This window comes from Pseudoalteromonas sp. MMG013, assembly GCF_018100885.1.
GTDB classification, from domain to species: Bacteria; Pseudomonadota; Gammaproteobacteria; order Enterobacterales; family Alteromonadaceae; genus Pseudoalteromonas; species Pseudoalteromonas aurantia.
Window position 1 is genome coordinate 41636 of sequence record NZ_JAGJEE010000024.1, and the last position, 22727, is coordinate 64362.

Below are 22727 nucleotides of genomic sequence, written 5' to 3' on the forward strand. Positions count from 1 at the left end.
TATCTGATTTAATTGATATTATCGCAGATAATATGTTCCACCTCTGATCTCAGCTTGGTTTATCACGTCAATGAAGAATATAAATATCCAATATTTTAAACACCCTTACGCAGAGTTTATTCTTGGTTCCTTTGACAACACCTTATGTTTGTGTGACTTCAGGTATAGAGCGATGAGGCGCACGATCGATACGCGGATCAAGCATACCCTCAATGCGGATTTCATAGAAAAAAGTGACGATATTACAACCGCAGCTGAGCAGCAACTTACGCAGTATTTTATGGCCGAACGCCGCCATTTTGATATTCCTTTACGCATGGTTGGTAATGATTTTCAGCAGTCTGTGTGGCAAACACTTACCAGTATTCCTTATGGCGGCACTGCAACATATGACGATTTGGCTAAGCACTTACCAGCAAAGTACACCACCCAAAATATACACCATGCTAACGGGGCAAATGCATTGGCTATCATCGTACCTTGTCATCGGATTCTAGACATTTCAGGGTCCCTCGTAGGCTACGGTGGAGGCTTATCATTAAAAAAACGTTTGCTTGATTTGGAGCATAATCTCTTCAACCCACTGTAGCCTAAAGAATATCAATCCACCCGTTACAGTTGTGCGCAGTTTTTGCTAGGTTCGATTTCTACCTATTTAAACTCAGCAAGTCCATTCTCAATTCGATAATCTGAGTGTGACAATTGTAAAACAAGTAATGCATCTTGCTCTGTTGGCGCGCAAAAAAACCGGCATGATCTGCTATTAATACACATACTTTGTTGCCTATAAGTAGCAATATTCCGGCATCATACCAAGCAGATTCATTCTTATAATTTGGGTTATCAATTAGCTGTGTTTTAAAAGTCGTCGCGAGTTTTGTCGCTCGCTTAAAAACGGATCCTCATGGGTGATTAAGCTTAGCTTTAGTAACATATACGTACATGGCAAGTATTTGTTATACGTAAAGCGAATCCCTTCGTCTTACTTATTTTTATAGGATTTAAACAGAGTGGGAAAATACAGAGCCTGCGCGCGCCCGAAATCAACCTGTTTGCGCACTATGTTAAACTGTTCATGTACAAATTTAATAATGCTTCGCTGTCTACATTAGTACAAATTGTTTGCTTTGGATAATTGCTCCACTCGTCAATTGGAAATAGCCTATCGCTTTGTTTAAATAAAGTATGCCCTGTTGCCACCCCCTCAGTAACGACTCTTATGTTGCCTCGTTCAGTTGTAAATATTTCAGGTGCAATCGCATACACGATTGCCGATGAGTCATGTACATAAAATCCATCCAACCCTAAGTCCGCATGATAAAAATGCGCGTAAAACGCTGATATTTCAGAAATGAATGCGCCATACCTTGATGATTCACACTTAAGTTTATTTATATATGCGTTAGTCATAATTGATTGCTGAGTGACATCTAAACCGACCATGGTCACAGGCCAATCAGCAGATACAACAATATCTGCCGCATGCGGGTCGCCATAAACATTTGCTTCGGCAAACGGTGTCAAATTACCTGAATGTCCATTGAAGCCAAAAGCGCCCCCCATGATAATCACTTCTTTGACCAACGAAGCAATTTCCGGTGACTTGTTTAATGCTAGTGCTAAATTAGTTAAACGACCTATCGCAACAAGTGTAATGTCGTGAGGATGCGCTTTAACACTATTTATAATATAGTCATGGGCCGTTTGACTTACCGCTTGGCTTTGTTGTTCAGTCGGAATAACAATATTACCCAACCCATTATCTCCATGCACAACCGTCGCTGGAGGGCTGGCTGGCAGTACCAATGGAGTATTAGCACCTTGTGCTACGATTGCTTTTAAACTGAACTTATCCTTTAAATAAAGTGCGTTACGTGTGCTATTTTCAATCGATGCATTACCAAACGTTGTTGTTATTCCAATTAAATCAACTGCATCACTTGCGTCAGCAAGAAAAATGGCCATAGCATCATCGATGCCCGGATCCGTATCTATTATTATTTTTTTCATAACATCCCCTTAACTATTAATGCTTGTTAATTTTGGCAATAAAGTTGATTATTACACTCTTTATAATACTCAAGAATTAAACGAATTGCACCCACAATTAAAACGTTCCAAATAGTATTTTAATAATGTTTATTCTAACTAAAAGCGCAGAACTACCCTTCTACTGATACCAAATGTAAACTTTGCTTAATCGCATCCTCTAATACGTTTTTTTCACTCCCTGGCCCAATTGTGAGTAGTTTTGCACCAGTCGTGGGTGACCCTTTATATGGCCTTACGTAAACTTCTCCATCAGGACAGCGCTCAAAGTATGTAAAATGTGTTTCATTTGCTATTTGAGTGCACCCTTTCACACGTAAAATAGTACTGGGCAACAGCGTACATATTTCCTTAATGCAGCTATATACAGGCAAATTAGGTAAATCAGTTGAGCAAGAAGCCCAATGCGCTTTGTGATGTGCGAGCTTTTTAATATCGTTATCAATAGGCGTAACTTCAGGTAATTGTGACAGATCCAGTGTGTCGATGGGTAAAATCGTGGCACTTGGGTTAATGGCTTTAATTTCAGCAGTCACCTGAGCAACTCTACTTAAGGGTAATTGCTCTAAATGCGCCAAAGCGATTATTGAAGATACTTGAATTTGGTTCGCTTCCAGCTCATTATGTTCGCCTCGTGTCTGCCAGTTTTTTACATCAATAACAGACAATTGAATAGGCGGTAAAAATCTTGCGTCTATCCCCACACCTAAAAACCCCATTAATGAACAGGCATCGGTGGTGCCATTTGCTTCTATTAACGTAATACCTTTTGGCCGACTAGGGATCCGATTAACCGTATCTCGTAACTGAGATATACCACTGCAACAAATACAGCTTCCACTCAATGACTTTAACGACTTAGGGTCAATATCATCACTGAGTTGATCAATATCTAAGTTAGCGTTTTCGTAGTCGTTTAATATGACAAATGGCTGCCAGTTTTGCACTAACGCACTCTTAATGAGGTTTTTTAAAAGGGTCGTTTTCCCTGCACCTAAGAAACCGACGATGACAACGATTGCTTCCACAGCGAACCTCCAAAATAAAAGCGTGCCTCAGCCAAAAGTGACCTCGGCACTGCGGGTAAATTAAAACTTGGCGATTAACCAATTTTTATGCATTGAAAAATATAAGGTACGCACCTTTCCTTTGCCTTCAATATTGACCATATTCACTTGGGTTGGCCATAAATTTCTCAGCGTACCGTTAAATAACTTAATCCCTTGTATATTTTCGGGTAAATTAGCTTCTTGATATACCCAAAAAAACTGACCGTCGACTTCATACCCTACGTTGTTTAATATCAGTGCTTGCTCAGATAAATCTCGCGCAAAAAACTGCTGTGAAACATACTTTGCAAACAGTTGTTGAGTCTGTTTAGAATCCAAAATATCTGCTTTTTTGTTAAATAATTTCTGCACGGCATGCTCGGTGTCATGCAAATAAAACCGATGCATGATTTCCAGCTTATTAGACTGTTTATTAAATAAAACGGTCGTTTCAGCTGATTTTTTTTGATGGCTGAATGCAGTGTCAAAAACAACCATGGCCAACAACACAAATAACAGGTTTAGCGTTTTCATTTTTTATCAACCTTGCTATTTTCCTGTTTGAATTCATCAATACTCTTCAATGGGGTTTTAATATCCTGCATAATGTCTCTGCGTACTTTCTGTTTACTCTTTTTCGCTTTATATGCCTCAACACGAGATGGGATAATACGACGCGGGTAATAGTTGTTCTCTACATCTACATCAGCAGTTTCCCAACCAGGGTCGACCGCGACATTAAGTAACTCTTTATCTTTATCAGTTACAATCAATTTGCGAACATTGGCAGGAGTCCTACGCCAAATTTCAGCAGGAATATAATGATTCTCGCTGCTCCCATCCGTGTAATTTAGCTCAAGCAATATCGGCATCACCAACCCACCAATATTTGAAAACTCCAAAACATAGTAGTTTTTATCTTCCGCAACAGCACGATCAAGTGTTTGACGCTCCCAAGGCTTTAGTTCACTTAAAAACTCATGGTATTTATTACGTTCTTCGTTTGTGACTGTAAAACGATCATGCTCATCGTAAAAATCTCGAATGCTGGGGTTTCTATCCAACCACAGTGTTTTCCCTTGCGCTTTATTTCGCTCAACAAACAGTGACGATGGTTTATTCTGCTCGGATTCTCGTAACCGCTTATAATCAATATCAGGATTATGAGTATCAAGGCGCATTTTGTAGATTCTATCTATCGATATATCCACATGATCGGTTGAATAAAACCAACCGCGCCAAAACCAATCTAAATCAACACCGGATGCTTCTTCCATCGTTCTGAAAAAGTCAGATGGGGTTGGGCGCTTAAACTTCCATCGCTGTGAGTATTCTTTAAAGGCAAAATCGAATAATTCTCTTCCTAAAATAACTTCACGCAATATGTTCAGCGCAGCTGCCGGTTTGGTATACGCATTCGGCCCTAGCCTTAATACACTGTCTGATTGCGTCATAATTGGCACTTGGTGTTCTGATTTCATATAACCGACAATATCTCGAGGCTCAACACCCCAAGGGATGGTTGGGTCCCACTCTCGTCCCGCGACACCGTCTAAAAAGCTATTAAGTCCTTCATCCATCCAAGTCCATTGACGTTCATCTGAATTAACCACCATTGGAAAGTAAATATGACCAATTTCATGGATGACTACGCCAATTAAAAAGCGCTTTTCTGCCTGTGAATAAGTTCGAGTACCATCTTTTTGCAATTCGGTGCGAGGACCATTAAACGTGATCATTGGATATTCCATACCCCCGACAGGACCATTTACTGACTGTGCAGTTGGATACGGGTAATCAAAAGAAAAGCGAGAGTAAACGTCCATAGTGTGAATGACGGACTCAGTTGAATACTTTTTCCAAAGTTCGCCACCTTCTTTAGGATAAAACGACATTGCCATAACGTGTGGCATGGTTTCGCCTTTTTGCTCATACCCTTTAGCGTCCCACATAAATTTACGAGACGATGCCCATGCAAAGTCTCGTACATTTTCAGCTTTAAACTTCCATGTTTTTCGCTTATTGGTAGCCGCTTTTTCATTCTCTAAGGCTTCTTCTTCAGTGACAATGAACACGGGATGTTTAGCTGTTTTTGCAGCTTTTAAACGATTTCTTTGGGTTCTTGTCAACACCTTTTTAGCATTGATCAACACCCCAGTTGCACTAACAATATGATCGGCTGGTACATCAATTTCAACCTCATAATCGCCAAATTCTAAAGTAAATTCTCCACGACCTAAAAACTCTTTGTTTGTCCATGCTTCATAATCTGTATAGGCATGTAAGCGAGGAAACCACTGAGCGAGCAAAAATATATCGTTGCCACCTTCGCGTGCGTCATCTGGAAAATGTTCATAGCCAGAACGTGCCGAAAGCGCATCTTCTTCAACAATATTAAATGCAAACGCAATAGAAAACTCCACCTTCTCACCCGACGGTAGTGGCTTAGGTAAATCTATGCGCATTTGTGTACCTACCACAGTGTGATTCAGACTGTTACCGCGCTTATCATTTACTGCGCTTATTTCATAACCTAACCCGTTGTCTGACATGAATTGTTGACGACGTAATTCTTCCAAGCTTAATTTAGCACGTTTATCTTTATCTCCGGCTTTCGTTAATGGCCCTCGCCTGCCAATACCACCAAAGTTATTAGCTTGGTTAGCGATAGAATCATCTTTAAATATATTTTGATCCAGTTGGACCCATAAATATTTAAGCTGATAAGGTGAATTGTTGTGATAGGTAATTTTTTCGTTACCTGTTAAGCGTCGCTTCACTTCATCAAGAGATACTTTGATCTTGTAGTCTACTTTCTGCTGCCAATAGCGTTCTCCCGGCTCACCTGCTGCATTACGATAAACATTGGGTGTAGGGAGCACCTCTTCAAGCTGACGAAATTTGTCTTCAAAATCGCCTTTAGTTTGTTTTATTGCGGAAGCATATGCATTACCGAATATAACAAAAGGCAGAAGCATTGTGAGTATTGACGATGTTATGTTCTTCATATTTCAACTTCTTATTATTAGGGGCTGTTGATCTTTCAGGTTCATTTTTGCAGCCGTTTTATTGGCTTTTATACAAGACAGAGGCTGCGTAGCATGGTTATTCCATGTGAGTCAGCCGATAACATAGTAGAAAAGCCAATCAAGCGCTGCCTACCGGTTCTTTTGAGCGCCCTTTTCTCTTTGTTGCTTAATATTCGCTTAGATTACTAAGCCACACATTAAGCGCCGCGATAAAAGCACGCTCAAAGAGAACAAAAATAGAACAGCAAAGTTCAACAGCCCCTAGTTATTTACCTAAAGTTTTCATCAGATATCGTTATTTCGAACCCGAACGCACATCAAAACCTAAATCTAGTAGTTTTAAGTGCAAGTACTGGTAACAAAAATAACGTGGTAATTGATATTTCAAAGCGTGAAAATGCGAACATTATCGATACGAAAAATCACCACGCTACGACGATGCGATAAATAGTGCCATCGCCTCTTCCCTGCTCAAATGAATATTCAATACTGAATACCTGTGATTGAACGTGGTTAAATTGGCAGGACACTTCAATGCCTCGTTACACTAATTACCACCACGCCATTGTAATGTTATAATATAGCACAACCTAAAGTAACGCGATGAACTGCGTAAATTTACGATTAGTGGTATAAAAAATCCTTCCAAAAATTATTCGAGAATATATTTCTTTTTGCTAATAATTGACAAGCCACAAAAAAACAATAAATTAACAATTAACTTACGCATGCAGCATAAGGATATAAATATGCATACACATAAGGATATAAATATGAAAACAATTAAGTACCTTCACGGTACAAAAATACTTTCAGCAATCAGCTTGGTCTTTAGCTCATTTGGTTTTACAAGTGAAAGTATCGCGCTCTGCAACACCTGCTCTGATCAACAAATGCAAAGCAAAGCCATTCAGTATGCCCCCAATGGTGGGAAAGTGCATGTCATTGATTACACGGGTAATAGAATTAAGGCATTCCAGACAGAGCGTGAAGAAGGCCTATTGATGTATTGGCCAATTCCAGTGAAGCAAGCAATTAAAACATCGGTTAATCAAGCTAAACAAGTGTCTAATACAATCAAAGATTTAGCCAATGGCCAAGTAACCATTGATCACCTTCGTCCATTTTTAGGGTCGTATACAAATATAGCTAGCGCGCACACAGCTGCCAAGTCAGTGTATGAAAAGCAAGCAATTCAGCAAGCGTTGAGCGACTACTTTACGGGTAATGTCGCTGGGGCGCTTACCTCTACGACAGTCACCTTGGGTAATTCAATCATAAATCAAGTATTGGCGGTACAAATGGCCGTTGATGTGGCTTTTCCGAGTGATGGCACAACTTATACCTTTAAATTCAAAGGGGTGATCAAAAACCTCAATGGTAAAGTCTCAATCGCGTTCGAACCCGTTGCTTTTTCTGGTCGAGATAAGGGAATTATGTTATCTGAAGGGAATTATTCTGGGTACCAAGCACGGGGATCCTCAGAAGCGTTGCAACGTATAATCAATCATATGGTTCAATCAGGGGTGAAAGTCTATATTGAAGGGCGTATTTATAATGGTGGTACCGTGATAATTAATGACATCATATGCAGTGATGAACCGCCTAAAGGGTGTAAAGCGTCTAAATAAGCTATTTTTTTCTGTGGTATTAAGCTGCTAGATTGAAAATACTAATACTTGGCCTGCGCGCTCACTCATGTGCAAAACACCTAAAAAAAAGCACCTAAAACAAAGCACCTAAAACAAAGCCGACTTTCAAAGTCGGCTTAATTAACACACTGTATTAAATCACAACACTACCACTCAAACATATATGCCATTTTACTAATGGTTTTTAACGCCACGCCATGGGTATTTCGCTTTGCATACAGGTGTTGCAGTGATTTATCTTTCACTTCTCCAACAATGACCTCTTTTACTTGGTAGCCCATTGCCGTCGCTGCAGTGCTATAAGCCACGAACTCCCATTTACGAATGTTGGTGTTATCGAGAATAATCAGTGGGATCCCTTCTGCCAACGCATTAATAAAGCGCGCCAAGTTTAAATTATGAAACTGGGGCAATTTGAACTTTTGAAAGTGGTATTCACCTTCTTCATTATAAAAGTAGTCATCGGTTGAACAGATAAAAAACTGGCTCTCGTCACCCCCAACCATCTCATCAGATAGAGACTCAGCGTAGTGACTTTTACCGCTTCCCGGCAACCCTCTCAGGATAAAAACTTGTTTCATCGACAATTGTTATTACCTATGCTCTTAAGCAAATAAAGTGAGTCTTACTACAGTTATAATGCCATAAATCTTTAGAAGAATCATGAACTATAGCTGACTCATAAAGCAATTATCCTAAAGCGAACAAATTACACTCGAAAAAAATGTAAAACTGTCGTTAATTTCAATAAATTTGAGACTAGATGTAAAAGAGTTGCCTCAGGCGGTTTTTTTATTGCCGTATCAAAGGTAAGATACGGTTCTTGTGCCTACGAATGACCGTAGGTACACTCGATTAATTTAGGTAACTTATATCATTGGAGTGAAGATGAGCCACATAGCGATAACGGAGCTACTAAAAGGCACCGTTGCGGTAGACAGCCAAGTAACAATTAAAGGTTGGATCCGTACACGCCGCGATTCAAAAGCAGGTATTTCTTTCTTAGCCGTTCATGACGGTTCTTGTTTTGACCCTATTCAAGCTGTCGTACCTAATTCGCTCAATAATTATGACGAAGTTACGAGTTTAACCGCGGGTTGCTCTGTGAAAGTAACGGGTGTGCTTGTACAATCTGAAGGTACTGGTCAATCTTACGAAATTCAAGCGAACTCAGTTGAAGTACTTGGTTGGGTAGAAAACCCAGATACATACCCAATGTCTGCAAAGCGTCACAGTATTGAATACTTGCGCGAACATGCTCACTTACGACCTCGTACTAACGTAATAGGCGCGGTTACACGTGTTCGTAACTGTTTGTCTCAAGCATTACACCGCTTCTTTCACGAACAAGGTTACATGTGGATCAGTACACCAATCATCACTGCCAGTGACTGTGAAGGTGCGGGTGAGATGTTCCGTGTTTCAACACTGGATATGAATAACTTGCCTCGTACTGATAAGGGCGATGTGGATTACAGTGAAGATTTCTTCGGTAAAGAAGCATTCTTAACGGTTTCTGGTCAGCTAAATGGCGAAACATACGCCAGTGCAATGTCGAAAATTTACACCTTTGGTCCAACTTTTAGAGCTGAGAATTCAAATACATCTCGTCACCTAGCTGAATTTTGGATGGTTGAACCAGAAGTAGCATTTGCTGACTTAGATGATGTAGCAAACCTTGCTGAAAGCATGCTGAAATATGTATTCAATGCTGTATTAACAGAACGCCGTGATGATATGGAGTTTTTCGCTCAACGTATCGAAAAAACCGCAATCTCGCGCCTTGAAGAGTTTGTAGAAAAAGACTTTGCACAAGTTGATTATACCGACGCAATTACCATTTTAGAGCAATGTGGTAAAAAGTTTGAATTCCCAGTTAAATGGGGCGTTGATTTACAATCTGAGCATGAGCGTTATTTGGCTGAGGAACACTTTAAGTCGCCAGTTGTCATTAAAAACTACCCACGTGACATTAAAGCATTCTACATGCGTCAAAACGAAGATGGTAAAACAGTCGCAGCTATGGACGTAGTCGCCCCAGGCATTGGTGAAATTATTGGTGGTTCTCAACGTGAAGAACGGTTAGATGTTCTTGATGCACGTTTAGAAGAAATGGGTCTGAATAAAGAAGATTACAGCTGGTATCGTGATCTTCGTAAGTATGGCTCAGTGCCACATTCAGGTTTTGGACTTGGCTTTGAGCGTTTAGTTGCATATGTTACTGGTATGGGTAATGTCCGTGATGTTATCGCTTTCCCACGTACCAAAGGCAGCGCAACGTACTAAAGTCCTGCTCAATAGCCAGTGATACGTACAAAATAAAAAACCCTGCTCGGCAGGGTTTTTTATTTTAGCTATCTTTTAGTATCTCAACCAACCACTATGGACAAAGCCAGCCTGTTGGGCATCGACACTCACTCAGTGGTCCAAATGTATTGGGATAAAGACGGCCACCCGCAACTTGTGGCGTATTCTCTGATGCTAAGTCTAACTTCTTATCAAGCAATTTTAGTTTAGATTTTTTTAATTTTAATTTCATAACAATATCCTTTTATTTATTATTGCAATACCATCCTATAGTGTCCTAGGTTAAATAACAACCTAGACAGTTCCTATTAGGTGGACTCGAGTGTGTTATGAAATAAACACATTCGTATTTACAAAAAGTAATGGATTTTCGAGTTCTTTTAACGTTAGTTCACTAGGCAAAATATCTCGGCTTATATATTTCTCGAACATGGGGTCTGGATCACATAACAGTATATCTAAGGCAAACCGATTTTTGCCATAAAGACCCCGATGGATCATGTTAGCGGAAAAAACCAGTATATCTCCGGCCTTTAAAGAAATTTTAACTGCACCTTCTATTTCTTCATCGTTTGTATGACCATTTTTTTGCAACCTGATATCTAGCTCGTCATTACGGTCCCATCGTTTATGTGTTTTCGGTACTAGCTCTACGCCGGGGTCATCTGTCAAAGCCACTCTATAATGCACAACATTAGGGCCTGTTAGCGCCAATTTTTGCTCTTCAATTGTTAGATGATATTGTGAGTCTCTATGCCAATAATTTGCTTGGTTGGGATTCAAAGGATCGAAAAATAGCTGAGTATTCATAAATGCCGCATCAGGTCCAAGTGTATCATCAATGATATGACGCAATTTATGAGACCCAATCACATTAAAAAGTATTGCACGCTTGCCCTCAGGTAAATGCGCTTGATGAGTTAAATAAGCGGAATTTATCGCTCCATTTTTATATGCTTCGTCGTTTTTTTTCTTCCATAATTTATGGTAGTACTGCGTAGCTTCCTTAATTGGCGCTAACTCCTTGGCAGTCAGCGCATTTCTAATCACAGCATAACCACTTTTTTCAAACTCTAACGTCACATCCATACCTCTCAAATAATATGCTGTACCAAATTTTCGCTAAATACAGCCCCTTTCGAATAAATATTCAATGCCTACTACCCGATTCTCGTAGCGTAATCATCTCTTTTGCCACAAGTGCCGCTGACGGTAAGAACATAGTACTGACAATTCTTTGGTCAACAATAACCTCTTGCTTATCAACCAATAGTTCTTTATTTTGTGCTTTTGCGCCATTTTTGTTTAACTGGCTTTCTACCAAAAATGGTAACAAAGTGCCCTGCTTCGCCCATGATTTTGATTTTTCTGTTGAGTCAGGAAAACCGGCTACTTTCTTTCCTTGCACTAAGTATGCGCCACTCGGTAAAATCACATTGGCAAATGCTCCAGCGCCATGGCCACTTGATCCAATAATTCCTCCAGCTTGATACACAGCAGCAATGATGGTTTGCATATTTTTATTGTTAGCAATATCAAATAAGGGACCATAACCTCCTCCAATAAATACGCCCCAATATTGACTTAAGTCTAGCTGTTTAGGTTTTAAAGTTCGCTGTGTTTTATCAGCAAACCCTTCATATTTAATTGTATAGCTGCTGATCCCAACGGGGTTCATCATAAATTCAGCCTTTCCGCCATTGGGTGAAACAAAGTCAACAGAATACCCATGGCTCATGAAAACATGGTGTGGAGGCGCGACCTCCCATAAATTATTCCGTGCATCATGTTTTTCTGGATCCCCCATATCTAAAGTATTCGATACCATGATCAGCACTTTCTTTTGCTCTACTGCAACCACCTCTCCCACATAACACGCCAATATCCACGCAATTAAGAGCCCACTTATCGTTTTCATAATTTCCCTACCTAATTGTTAAATACCTCCTCTTAGACGCTGTGATTTAAAGAAAGGTTTAAACCCACTACAGGAGATTAACAAAGTCTTGGTATCTAAAACTAGGCTACGCGTTTAATTAATAAGACGACTTAGTCGCGTATGTAACAATCTCTGCTATACCTAGTTAAGAAAACTAACTAACCTCGGGTTTGGATAAGGGTTTTGGAATAGGAAATATTTTGAAAACAAACTTACGTACAATCCAATGGTGATATTTTGTTCAATATCAAGGCGCTTTTATGCAGTAATAGCGGGCTATTACAAATGAAAGCAACGCCCCGAGAGTGAGACAAATAGCTTTATTGGGCAAATTCGCTTGTCCAGAGCTGAGGTTAACTATAACCAGTAAGTGGGGGAACTATGGATCTATTACGAATAATAATTGCGATATTGCTGCCGCCTTTAGGGGTGTTTTTACAGGTCGGTTTGGGAGGGGCTTTTTGGTTGAATATTTTACTCACCCTATTTGGTTATGTACCCGGCATTATTCATGCGGTTTGGGTGATAGCGAAAAAATAAACACGCCTTTCATAAGATAATTCAATATTTACATCAATAACCAAACGACCATGTAATACTTACATGGTCGTCTTACCGTGACGCCTATCAAACGATTATGCAGCGTTATTTTCGTTCACTCTGGTTAATAACCGCGACAAGTAACGCAGGTAAAAAGGTCAAGCTTAATACCGTTGAAACCAATATACCACTGAGCACAATCACCCCTACGCCTCTATAAAGTTCTGTACCTTCACCTGGAATAAGTACCAAAGGCGCTAACCCAAATATCGTTGTTGCTGTTGACATCAAGATAGGTCTTAAACGCTTAGCCACTGCTTGTTCAACAGCTTCACGAACAGGCATAGCCTTATCTATAATGAAGCGTCGAGTTTGATCTACAATAAGAATCGGATTGTTTACCACCGTACCCAATAAAATGAGAAAACCTAGCATAGTGATCATATCAAACGGTTGGTGAAAAGCGGCGATACCGAGCCCTGTCAGCATACTATTAATCCCATTAACAGTAACCAGCCCCAGCAAACCACCTGCCATACCAAGCGGTACCGTTGCTAAAATAAACAGAGGATAACGCCAATGCGTAAATATAGCCACAAGCAGCAAATAACTTAAAACCAATGCAATCACAAAATTGCCTGACAACGCGGATTTAGTTGCTTCAAGTTGGTCTGCTGCACCACTGATATTGAGCTTAATACCTTGTGCAATTTTACCTTGCTGCCACAAATTTGGCAGTAACTGTTGGCGTACAATTTCTTCTGCAGTTTCTAACGCAACATCTCGTGGCGGAATAATGTAAACCGTGACTGTGCGATTTCCATCAACACGGCGTACAGAGTTACTATTTTTACTCTCCATCAAATCTGCCAGTGCATTTAACGGTAAAACCTGCCCATGAGGGGTAACAATTGGTGTATTAGCCAATTCAGTTAAGTCTTGTCGGTTTCCTGCACCACTAAACAAGAACATGTCGACTTTGTCATCATTCAAAATGAACTCATCAACATATGCTCCATCACTCATCGCTGCCACAGTATAACCAAAATCACCGTTACTGATCCCAAGCTCTGCCAATCTATGCCATCGCGGCTTTATTTCAATTAAAGGTTGTTCGAGTGCCAAAGAGCCAGGGTCTGAGTCAATTTGTGGATTATCAAATAATCGCTCAGCCTCGCCATATACCGCTTCCGCCGCACTATATAATTCGGTGATATCGCTACCGGCTATATCAACAGCAACGGCACGCGTACCACCATCATTACTTGAAATAATTGACCCACGAGCAGAGAATGCACGCATACCATCATAGCTTTTAAATTTGGTTGTAATTGCTGACATCATCGCATTGATATTTTTTGAATCTACCGGTGCACTTAAAAACCAAATGCGGCCAACAGACACTGACATCGAGTAATACTCAAGTGGTGGCATTGTGGTTTTACCCGTATCATAAGCCACACTATTCGCTTCAACATGCGCATCAAAAAAAGTTCTTAACTCGGCGCCAATTTTTTCCATTTCCGATAGGTTATAGTTAGGCGGCGCAATCATCATTGAAAAAGCTTTCGGCTCTTCTCCTTCTGGCAAGTACTCCGCGGCAGGCATCAAAGTATATGCCAACCCTAAAATCCCAATAATGAATGCTACGCTAATAACACGTGCTTGTTGCTGCGAACGCATAAACTGTTTAGATATTGATAACCACCATGTTCCAAGTTCAAACTGTTGTTTTTCATCTAAATCTTGCTTTTTACCAAAATGCGCGAGTGCTACGGGTACAACAAATAATGCAACGAGCATCGATGCAATGATGGCCCCTGAAATAGCAATGGCAATATCAGAATACAATTGCCCAGCTTCTTGCTCAACAAATAGTATCGGCGCAAAAACCAACACAGTTGTGGCTGTTGAGGCTAATACCGCAGGCCAAACTTCGGTCACACCTTTCACTGCTGCTAAACGCTTACTAAGTCCTTCTCGCTTTGCTTGCACAATAGACTCAAGTACCACAATGGTATTATCAACGGTCATACCGATTGCAAATGCAACACCAGCTAAAGAGATAACATTAATAGTACGACCGAAACTCATTAACGCAAAAAAAGCAGCAACCGTACATAACGGTATCCCCATTACGCCTACTAATGTCGCGCGTCCTGAGCGTAAAAAGAAATACATCACAAGCGTGGCCAATAATGCGCCTAATGCCAAGTTAGTCCATACGTTTTGCAATGAGCTTTTCACGTACTTTACGTCATCACTGAGCAACTTCAGTTCTAAGCCATTCTGCGTTAATAGTTGCGCATTAAGCTCAGCAATAACCGGCAACATTTGCTCTTTTATCGCTAGTACATTGGAACCACTTTCTCGCCTAACCGATAAACTTAACGTACGTTCACCATCTGAATAAGACATACCGCGCGTCTCAAAGTGGTCAAGCGACACACTGGCCACATCTTTGAGTAACACATTAGCTGAACCAATTCGTTTAATAATGAGGTTCTCTAATTCACTAAGCTTATCAAAACGCCCAACAACACGAAGTAAGTAGCGGCTCTGTCCACTTTCAATATCTCCGCCCGAAGCATCTCTATTTCGTGTTCTAATAGCATTTCTTACCTCAGTTAAGCTGATCCCACGCTGCGCTAACCGTGATGCATCTACTTTAATTTGGATCTGACGTTGTGCGCCCCCTCCAACTCGAACCTCAGACACGCCCGCTACACTTTCCATACGAGGGCGAATAAAATCTTCAGCAAAATCTCGTAATAAATCCATGTCGAGTTGCAACGGATTACCTGGTTGAGGTTTAAGCAAAAAATACATGAAAGCATTATTAGAGAATGAGCTGGAAAACAGCCTTGGTTGGTCAACGTTTTCAGGATAAGCGGGTACTTGGCTTAATGCATTATTAACACGAATTAGCGCGTCATTCACTCCAACACCAAATGGAAACTCTAACTCTACCGTTGCCTCGCCCATTTCTGCATACGATATCATCCGCTTTAAGTTAGGCAGACTTCTTAAATAACGTTCTTGCTCAATCAAGATTTCTTTTTCTACATCTTGCGGTGTCGCACCCGGCCACCCTGTCTGCACCGTGATCGTCCGTACTTCTAAGTCAGGGATCATCTGTACTGGAATATTTAGCGCAGAAATCAATCCTAATATTGTCGTGATCAGCACGACAACCGTGACTAGCGTTCCGCGTTTTACAGCAGCTTCAATCATAGCGCACTGCCTACTGTAGATTTAATGGTTAACGATGACCCATTCTTAAGTAATTCAACACCTGAAACAACAATATGTTCAGTGCCATTTAATCCAGTCACAGCCACTTTATCAGCGTGTGATTCGATAATATCAACTAAATATCTCGTTGCTATTCCACTTTCAATTGCAAATATACTACTTCCGCCATCTGGATGCTGTTTAATCGCACTTTTAGGTAACCACACGGTATTTTTTTGAGACGCCATATGTATTTTCGCTGTTGCAGACATACCTGTGATAAAGTCACCTGTCGCCATATTATTGCTAGGTAAATCTACATGTACAACAAACGTCCTGCTTATAGGGTCTGCAACTCCCACTATACGGCTCACAGTAATATCTATTGCTCTGCTATCTAGTGTATCGGCATTTACCGTCGCACTAAGGTGAGGCTGTTGTATCATTTGAGTATAGTATTCCTGCGGTACATCCAATACCAAACGTAAGTTAGACTGGCCCACTAACGTCAGGACACTATTTTGTGGTGTGATCCACTCTCCAATATCCACTTCTCTTTTTGCGATAACCCCTGAAAAAGGGGCATATAGTGTATGACGTTGTATTAATTCTTGCTGTAATGATACAGCTGCTTGCTGCTTAATCAATTCAGCTTGTGCGTTAGCCAAACTCGCTTTTCGTTCACCAATAAGTGTTTTTGCAACGCTTTGCCGGTTAGATAAAGCCACAACTTCGTTAAGGAGACGTTCAGCTTCTATTTTGGCAATATTAGCCGCTTGTAAACTCGCTTTCGCCTGATCTAATTCAAGCTTAGCTAACGTGGCGTTCAATTGCAGTAACTTATCCCCTTTGGCTACCTCAGTACCCACATCAACAAACAGCGTCGAAACCGACCCCGCTTCCATGGTTGCGATATTTGCATGTTGCGCTGACTCTATCGAGCCCGTTAATTGGATCGTCTCAGGGGAGCGGTCAAGTGTGGGCAGAAAAACATCAACCTCTGTTGAATTAGCATGGCTATCACTAGCAACACACATAATGGCAGTAGCCAACAAACATAATACGGCACGAGCAGCGACTTGCATAAAAACCTCTAATGATAATTATTTCTATTTAATTCTAAACACTTCGAAATTTAGCGCACCCTATTTGCGATAAATTACTAATAACGCCAGATGTGATGAACATTACGCTTTTTTAGATTTAATAAACACAAAAGCAGGCTCGCTGGAGAGCTTTCTATATGTGGCTGAGCACAGCACTTCAGCTTCTCGTGCCACCTGCCCTTCCGTCAGTTGTGTGACCACTAAACCCGATTGAGTTATCGCAGTGAATAATTGTGTCAATGAGCGTCGGAAAAACTGTACCTGTACTGGTTGCCCTATCGTTCCCCATACATCCGTCACCCTTTCTGTTGCAAAATAGTTGTTGGCTTGGCTCAATTCAGCCTCTGAACACGGGTGATGCGTTGAAAAAACAATATGTCCTGATGGCCTTAGTACGCGATACACTTCGTTAAAAAAAGGCACCAAGTCTGCTAAATAATGCACCATTAGCGGACATATAATTAAATCTTTACTATTTGATGCTTCCCGTGGGAGGCCATGCGTTAGATCTTGCTGATAGACATTTACCTGTGCGCCTAAACGGTTTCGCACAAGTGCAACCATCGCATCAGAAATATCTACACAGGTCACTGATTTTGCATTTCGAGATATTAAATAGTCAGCGTAAATACCCGAACCACACCCAATGTTTATTGTTTCTAACCCTGTCACAGAGCCAATAAGCGCTTGTAAAGAGAGACGTTCATAATACGCGTTGTAAATATTATTTTGAACTGCTTAGTCATATTCCTTCGCATATTCGATATACATTTTAGATGTCATATCGCCTCTCAAATTTGTATTTAAAGCCCATAAAAATCTCGTATTTTTAAAATAATTTCTCCCTGTAAGTTTCTAGAAAGCTTCACCCTTTAAAGTACGTACATTCAACTCATTCAGCCACTTCATTAACACTGGAGTGCTCAGTGGTATTTTACTTACTTTAAAGGGATATAGTATGACTTTAATGAAATTCGGTTACGTAGCATGTTTACTCACTTGCGCTACTTGTGCACACGCAAATGAGCCCTCGTCGGAATTTACATGGAGCTTAGGGATAGCTGCAATCTCCCAAGACCAAGGCTATGTTGATGTAGGGAACGAGACTAACCTGATCCCAATTGTTGGGCTTCAATATGGCAATTTCTCGTTACTTGGTCCTCGTGCTAGCTACAAATTTTTTGCTAATCAAACACTGGAAATTTCAGCAATTGCTAACCTGCGCTTTGACGGATATGAAGAAGCTGATGGCGATATCTTTAAAGGAATGGACGACCGAGATATGAGCTTTGACGCAGGTATCGAGGCTGAAATAGACATGCAATTTGGTGAGTTCGGCGTTGAATTTACGCACGATATATCCAGCACCCATAAGGGATATGAATTAAGCGCAAGTTATGGCGTTCCTTTTATGCTGAATAATGGGCGAATAATGCCTTATATTGGTGCAAATTATCAAAGCGATGATCTTGTAGATTACTACTTTGGAGTAATGCAAAACGAAACGATCAGTACTCGCCAATTTTATCAACCAGGGGCTACAACAAGCTTTGAGATAGGCGTAAATAGCACCTGGATGTTCAATAAAAAGCACATGATAAAAGCGGATATTAGTTATTTATCTTATGGCAGCGATATCAAAGACTCGCCGTTAATTGATAAATCAGGTTCTGCACAGATTTTGGTTGGCTACGCGTATGTTTTTTAATGTAAGTGTATTTAAATACCTATACTTGATCACTGCATGTGCCACTTTAATCGGGTGTAACAAGCAACCTTTAGAAACCGAGACGTTAGGTGATAACGCAGATAAGCCAGCTACAATAGTAAGTGACAGTGTTTACGCCACGCGAGTCAACAAAGTACCTGAACAGATTTTCTATGGCCGCGTTCAAGGCTACACCAGTTATGATCTGGCCTTGTTTGTCGATGGTAGAATCGATCACGTTGTCGTACGAGAAGGTCAACTGGTAAATAAAGGAGATGTACTAGCAACGCTGTACTCTCCAACCCTATCTCAGCGTGTTGCAGCAAGAGACTCTGATTATCAAAGTGCAAAAGCAGTGTTGCTTCAAGCTGAGGCGCAAAAAAAACGCAGTACAGAACTGGTTCGCAAAAAGTTACAGTCTGATGCAATGCTAGAAGATGCCATTCGTGCACTGCAAGTGGCAAAACAGCAAGTTAACAATACACTTGCACAACTTAATGAAGCGCAGAATCAGCAACAAGAAACCCAATTAGTTGCACGTCACTCAGGCGTAATTGCAAAACTGTATTTACGCGGAGGCGATTATGTAAATTCAGGTAGCAATATATTGCGATTTGAGTCAACCGAGCGACAAAAAGTGACATTTTCAGTCCCTGAACGCATTGCGATTAAACTTGAGAGCCAGCAGCAAGTAACAATAACATTACCCAATATTAATGCGACTTTTGATGGTCATATCTCAGAACGGAGTTTGCCTAGTATTGGCGAACTTGCGTTATTCGATATAACCGTGTCTATACCAGACAGTACACCCAATAATGTCGGCCTTACAGCGCAACTACATTTACCCATTACCAATCAAACCTTATATAAAGTGGTACCATCAGCACTGCGTTATGATGCCCTCGACCAAGCTTACTTACTCACCGCAGATGGCACGACCCAATACCCTGTCTCGGTAGTCGCAATCGAAGAAAATGGTTTGCTTGTCACAAGCACCTCCTCACTTGACCAACCCCTCAGCCTTGTCTCTGAAACAAACAGCCAATTGAATTTGGCCCAACTAGTCAAAAGGTAACTTTATGTCTATGTCCCAAACCAAATGGTATCTACAAGCACGGTTAGTTCTTGGTATCGTCGCTATTTTAACGATGACAGGTCTTGTCGCATGGCATAGTGCCAATGAGCAAGAAGATCCAAGCTTCCCCTATAGAAATGGTATGATATTGCTGGTTAAACCAGGCATGGACATCACACAGCTCACAGATGAAGGAGTCAGACCTATTGAGCGAGTGCTCAGCGAAATAGACGAAATACAAACCTTCAGCGCGCGAATAAAGCAAGGATACGCAAATATTGACCTTGAACTGAAGGAGCACATTTACGATACCTACCCAATTTGGCAGCGGATCAAAGATCGCATTCGTCAACTTGAGCCTCAATTATATCCTATTAATATTTCAGTACATGACCGTATTCAAGACACACAAGGCATTGTGTTATCTGTAAGCACAGGGAACGGCATACTCCATGACCATCGTTTCGCTTTAAAAATTAAGGACGAGCTACTCTCGCTTTCAGCTGTTCGTACAGCAACCTTGATAGGTGCGCCTAAAGAGCAATTACAAATAGCATACTCTGCACAAAGCATGAGAGAAACAGGAATAACGCCAACAAAAATAGCAAAGCATGTAGCCCAGCTCAATACCGAAGCGACCCCACCAATTTTACAAAACGGGTCATTTACAACGGGTTTGAACTCATTAACCCGGATCTCTAGGTTAGATACAATCAAGGGTACGCAGATATTTTCACCAAATGGCAGTGCTATGGTACTGGCAAACATTGCCGATGTGGCCTACCGAGTAGACCCAATTAGTAATGAACAATTTTGGATTGATGGCAAGCGTACTGTGGGTATTGCCCTTACATTACCCCCAGATACTATCCAAGTAACCGCTGTTGGTGCACGTATTAAGCAGAAAATCGCACAATTGAATCACCAATATGCTCCTTTCAAAGTGCATGTTCATTTATTCCAACCTGATTGGACTCAAAAGCGTCGTAGTTCACTCTTAACCTCATTGTTAGTCAGTTGCTTGGGTGTGACAGTGGTATTAATGTGCCTCATGTCATTTCGCAGCGCATTAATTGTTAGTGTCTCTATTCCAGCAATTGCGCTCTCTGCACTTGGTATATTTGGCATGTTTGGGGGGGTTATTCATCAAATGACAATTGCAGGTTTGGTTCTCTCGTTGGGGTTAATGGTTGACAATAGCATCGTCACGGCTGAACGTATTGTTCATCACTTGGAGCAAGGCGCGTCTCGAGTGGCAGCACCTTTAATGGCCATTCGAGAGTTGTATAAGCCATTAGCAACTGCGACGCTTACCACCATTGCAGCATTCATTCCTATGTTACTGTCAAAAGGCAATGTTGCTGATTTCATCGCCACGATCCCAGTTCTGGTGATTATGTGTATTGTTTTAAGCTATCTAATTTCATTATCACTGGTCCCCGTTATGAGCATGTTTTTTGCCCGTAATTCCAAGCCTTACCGCACGACTAATCACCCACTTAGTACAGTTGCAAAGGGTATCGCGTTGTGGTCTTTAAAATACCCAAAAAGCACATTAACAATGACTGTTGTATTCATTGTACTCATAATGAATTTGCCAAGCAGTCATGGTGAGTTTTTTCCGAAAACAAGTCGTAACCAAGCATATATTGATATTCAACTTCCTTTTGGTACCTCCGTCGACGAAACCACAAGAATAGCCAAACACATTGCTCACAAATTGAAAGGCAATGATAAAATTACCCATACCTATCTATTTTCAGGTAATTCAGGGCCCCGTTTTTACTACAATTTGGCACAACAGCCCAATGAAAGCCATATCGCACGTATCGTCTTTGAAACAACACCTGATACTCTAGTTTCATCAATTGTAGAACACCTTAACAAGCAATTTGTCGTCCAGTACTCTGATTTTATTGTTATCGCTCGTGAACTTGGCCAAGGGCCTCCTATTTCTAGCCCCATTGAATTGAGAGTACTTGGTGGCAGTGAGTACGCGAACTTAGCCGCATCAGAAGCTATATACTCTCTCCTGTCACAGCATCTTGATACTCAAAACACCCGGCGTAACTACGGATTGGGCAAACCGCAACTTGCACTATCGATTAACAAACAACAGTTACAACTGAGCCAGCTTACTGAACACGACCTCAATAGCTATTTGGCTTGGCAAAGCTCGGGGTTAACTGCAACCACTTTGAACTACACAACAAACCCAGTTGATTTAGTCATAACCGTTCCAAAGCCGGTTAACAACTCAACCGAATTGCTAAACACACAAGTTATGATGCAAGATAATCGCTTTATTCCCCTTTCATTGCTTGCAGAACAAATAGTTACCGCAGCTCCCCCCGTAATTACTCGCTACAATGGCTTTTATGCTCGCACCCTATTCGCTGATGTGCACCATAATGCAGACGAAGAAGACATTATTGATGCTTTGCAAGGTCAAATAGATGATTTGGCGAAACAGTACGGCGTTACCATAAAATTTGGTGGTGAAGCACAAGAATCAAGTCAGGCAAATAACGCGCTATTGGTCGCAATGCCCGCAGGCATCGTATTACTCTTTATAGCGCTAATTTTGCAGTTTAATTCATACCGGTTAAGTTTATTGGTTATGCTGAGTATCCCAATGGGGATCATTGGTGCACCCGCAATGCTGTCGTTAGTGAATATCCCGTTTGGTTTTATGTCGATTTTAGGCGTACTTGCATTAACTGGGATCGTGGTTAACACCGGTATTATACTAATCGAAAGTGCCATTAATGGGCTAAAAGCAGGCTTAAGTAAAGAATTGGCAATAACCACCGCGGTGCAGCAACGCTTCAGACCTATTTTGTTGACCACAACAACCACCATTATTGGTATGCTACCGTTAACGTCATCGCAAAGCCCACTTTGGTCGCCATTGGCATGGGCGGTTATTGGCGGATTAATCACCTCCACAGCTTTAATGATGTTTGTGATGCCTCTGGCACTTAATTTATTACTCGAAAACACCGTCAGTGAAGTAGAAACACTGAAATGATTGAG

At 41.0% G+C, this 22727-nt stretch carries 18 protein-coding genes; 7 read left to right on the forward strand and 11 right to left on the reverse strand.

Annotation, left to right across the window (positions count from 1 at the left end; translation table 11 throughout):
- Window positions 1-172: 172 nt before the first annotated feature.
- A complete protein-coding gene (locus tag J8L98_RS18230) occupies window positions 173-589 on the forward strand; it encodes a methylated-DNA--[protein]-cysteine S-methyltransferase (protein ID WP_247682608.1) in 417 nt (138 codons plus the stop codon).
- A gap of 470 nt (window positions 590-1059) precedes the next feature.
- Here the strand turns inward: J8L98_RS18230 and J8L98_RS18235 are convergent, their stop codons facing one another.
- The 4 genes from J8L98_RS18235 to J8L98_RS18250 form a co-directional block, all read right to left on the reverse strand.
- Window positions 1060-2010: a nucleoside hydrolase gene (locus tag J8L98_RS18235; RefSeq protein WP_210997608.1), complete on the reverse strand. Its 951-nt coding sequence runs from the start codon at window positions 2008-2010 to the stop codon at window positions 1060-1062.
- 152 nt (window positions 2011-2162) lie between these two features.
- Window positions 2163-3077: a GTP-binding protein gene (locus J8L98_RS18240; RefSeq protein ID WP_210997609.1), complete on the reverse strand. Its 915-nt coding sequence runs from the start codon at window positions 3075-3077 to the stop codon at window positions 2163-2165.
- A 60-nt stretch (window positions 3078-3137) separates the two neighbouring features.
- Window positions 3138-3632, reverse strand: coding sequence for a DUF6702 family protein (locus tag J8L98_RS18245; RefSeq protein ID WP_210997610.1), 495 nt, complete (start codon window positions 3630-3632; stop codon window positions 3138-3140).
- Entirely contained in the window at window positions 3629-6106 is a 2478-nt protein-coding gene (locus tag J8L98_RS18250) for a M1 family metallopeptidase (protein WP_210997611.1), read from the reverse strand. The genes J8L98_RS18245 and J8L98_RS18250 overlap by 4 nt, the downstream gene beginning before the upstream one ends.
- 794 nt (window positions 6107-6900) lie before the next feature.
- Between J8L98_RS18250 and J8L98_RS18255 the strand changes: the two genes are divergently transcribed.
- Window positions 6901-7758, forward strand: a complete 858-nt coding sequence (locus J8L98_RS18255; RefSeq protein WP_210997612.1) for a hypothetical protein — start codon at window positions 6901-6903, stop codon at window positions 7756-7758.
- 167 nt (window positions 7759-7925) lie between these two features.
- Here the strand turns inward: J8L98_RS18255 and J8L98_RS18260 are convergent, their stop codons facing one another.
- A complete protein-coding gene (locus J8L98_RS18260; protein ID WP_192507377.1) occupies window positions 7926-8360 on the reverse strand; it encodes an AAA family ATPase in 435 nt (144 codons plus the stop codon).
- A 307-nt stretch (window positions 8361-8667) separates the two neighbouring features.
- On the opposite strand from J8L98_RS18260, the gene asnS reads away from it, so the two are divergent.
- Window positions 8668-10065 carry an asparagine--tRNA ligase gene (gene asnS / locus J8L98_RS18265; protein WP_192507376.1) on the forward strand — a complete coding sequence of 466 codons (1398 nt, stop codon included), beginning with the start codon at window positions 8668-8670 and terminating at the stop codon, window positions 10063-10065.
- A gap of 94 nt (window positions 10066-10159) precedes the next feature.
- On the opposite strand, the gene J8L98_RS18270 is transcribed toward asnS, so the two are convergent.
- The 3 genes from J8L98_RS18270 to J8L98_RS18280 form a co-directional block, all read right to left on the reverse strand.
- Window positions 10160-10318 (reverse strand): hypothetical protein, encoded by a 159-nt coding sequence (locus tag J8L98_RS18270; protein WP_210997613.1) that lies wholly within the window; start codon window positions 10316-10318, stop codon window positions 10160-10162.
- A 95-nt stretch (window positions 10319-10413) separates the two neighbouring features.
- A complete protein-coding gene (locus J8L98_RS18275; protein WP_348771915.1) occupies window positions 10414-11169 on the reverse strand; it encodes a phytanoyl-CoA dioxygenase family protein in 756 nt (251 codons plus the stop codon).
- 67 nt (window positions 11170-11236) lie between these two features.
- Window positions 11237-12004, reverse strand: coding sequence for a type 1 glutamine amidotransferase domain-containing protein (locus J8L98_RS18280; RefSeq protein WP_210997615.1), 768 nt, complete (start codon window positions 12002-12004; stop codon window positions 11237-11239).
- Window positions 12005-12406: 402 nt separating this feature from the next.
- On the opposite strand from J8L98_RS18280, the gene J8L98_RS18285 reads away from it, so the two are divergent.
- Window positions 12407-12565 (forward strand): YqaE/Pmp3 family membrane protein, encoded by a 159-nt coding sequence (locus tag J8L98_RS18285; RefSeq protein WP_192507372.1) that lies wholly within the window; start codon window positions 12407-12409, stop codon window positions 12563-12565.
- A 105-nt stretch (window positions 12566-12670) separates the two neighbouring features.
- Here J8L98_RS18285 and J8L98_RS18290 read toward each other — a convergent pair whose 3' ends face one another.
- The 3 genes from J8L98_RS18290 to J8L98_RS18300 all read right to left on the reverse strand — a co-directional run bounded on the left by J8L98_RS18290 (window position 12671) and on the right by J8L98_RS18300 (window position 17628).
- Entirely contained in the window at window positions 12671-15799 is a 3129-nt protein-coding gene (locus J8L98_RS18290) for an efflux RND transporter permease subunit (RefSeq protein WP_210997616.1), read from the reverse strand.
- Window positions 15796-16884 carry an efflux RND transporter periplasmic adaptor subunit gene (locus J8L98_RS18295; RefSeq protein ID WP_210997617.1) on the reverse strand — a complete coding sequence of 363 codons (1089 nt, stop codon included), beginning with the start codon at window positions 16882-16884 and terminating at the stop codon, window positions 15796-15798. The genes J8L98_RS18290 and J8L98_RS18295 overlap by 4 nt, the downstream gene beginning before the upstream one ends.
- A gap of 102 nt (window positions 16885-16986) precedes the next feature.
- A complete protein-coding gene (locus tag J8L98_RS18300) occupies window positions 16987-17628 on the reverse strand; it encodes a methyltransferase domain-containing protein (protein ID WP_348771916.1) in 642 nt (213 codons plus the stop codon).
- Window positions 17629-17863: 235 nt separating this feature from the next.
- Between J8L98_RS18300 and J8L98_RS18305 the strand changes: the two genes are divergently transcribed.
- Genes J8L98_RS18305 through J8L98_RS18315 form a run of 3 tightly spaced genes read left to right on the forward strand, consistent with a single transcriptional unit; the run spans window position 17864 to window position 22722 of the window.
- Window positions 17864-18613, forward strand: coding sequence for a MipA/OmpV family protein (locus J8L98_RS18305; RefSeq protein WP_210997618.1), 750 nt, complete (start codon window positions 17864-17866; stop codon window positions 18611-18613).
- Complete coding sequence (locus J8L98_RS18310; RefSeq protein ID WP_210997619.1) at window positions 18603-19691, forward strand: efflux RND transporter periplasmic adaptor subunit; 1089 nt, start codon at window positions 18603-18605, stop codon at window positions 19689-19691. Before J8L98_RS18305 ends, J8L98_RS18310 begins: the two co-directional genes overlap by 11 nt.
- A 4-nt stretch (window positions 19692-19695) precedes the next feature.
- Window positions 19696-22722 (forward strand): efflux RND transporter permease subunit, encoded by a 3027-nt coding sequence (locus tag J8L98_RS18315; RefSeq protein ID WP_210997620.1) that lies wholly within the window; start codon window positions 19696-19698, stop codon window positions 22720-22722.
- Window positions 22723-22727 lie beyond the last annotated feature (5 nt).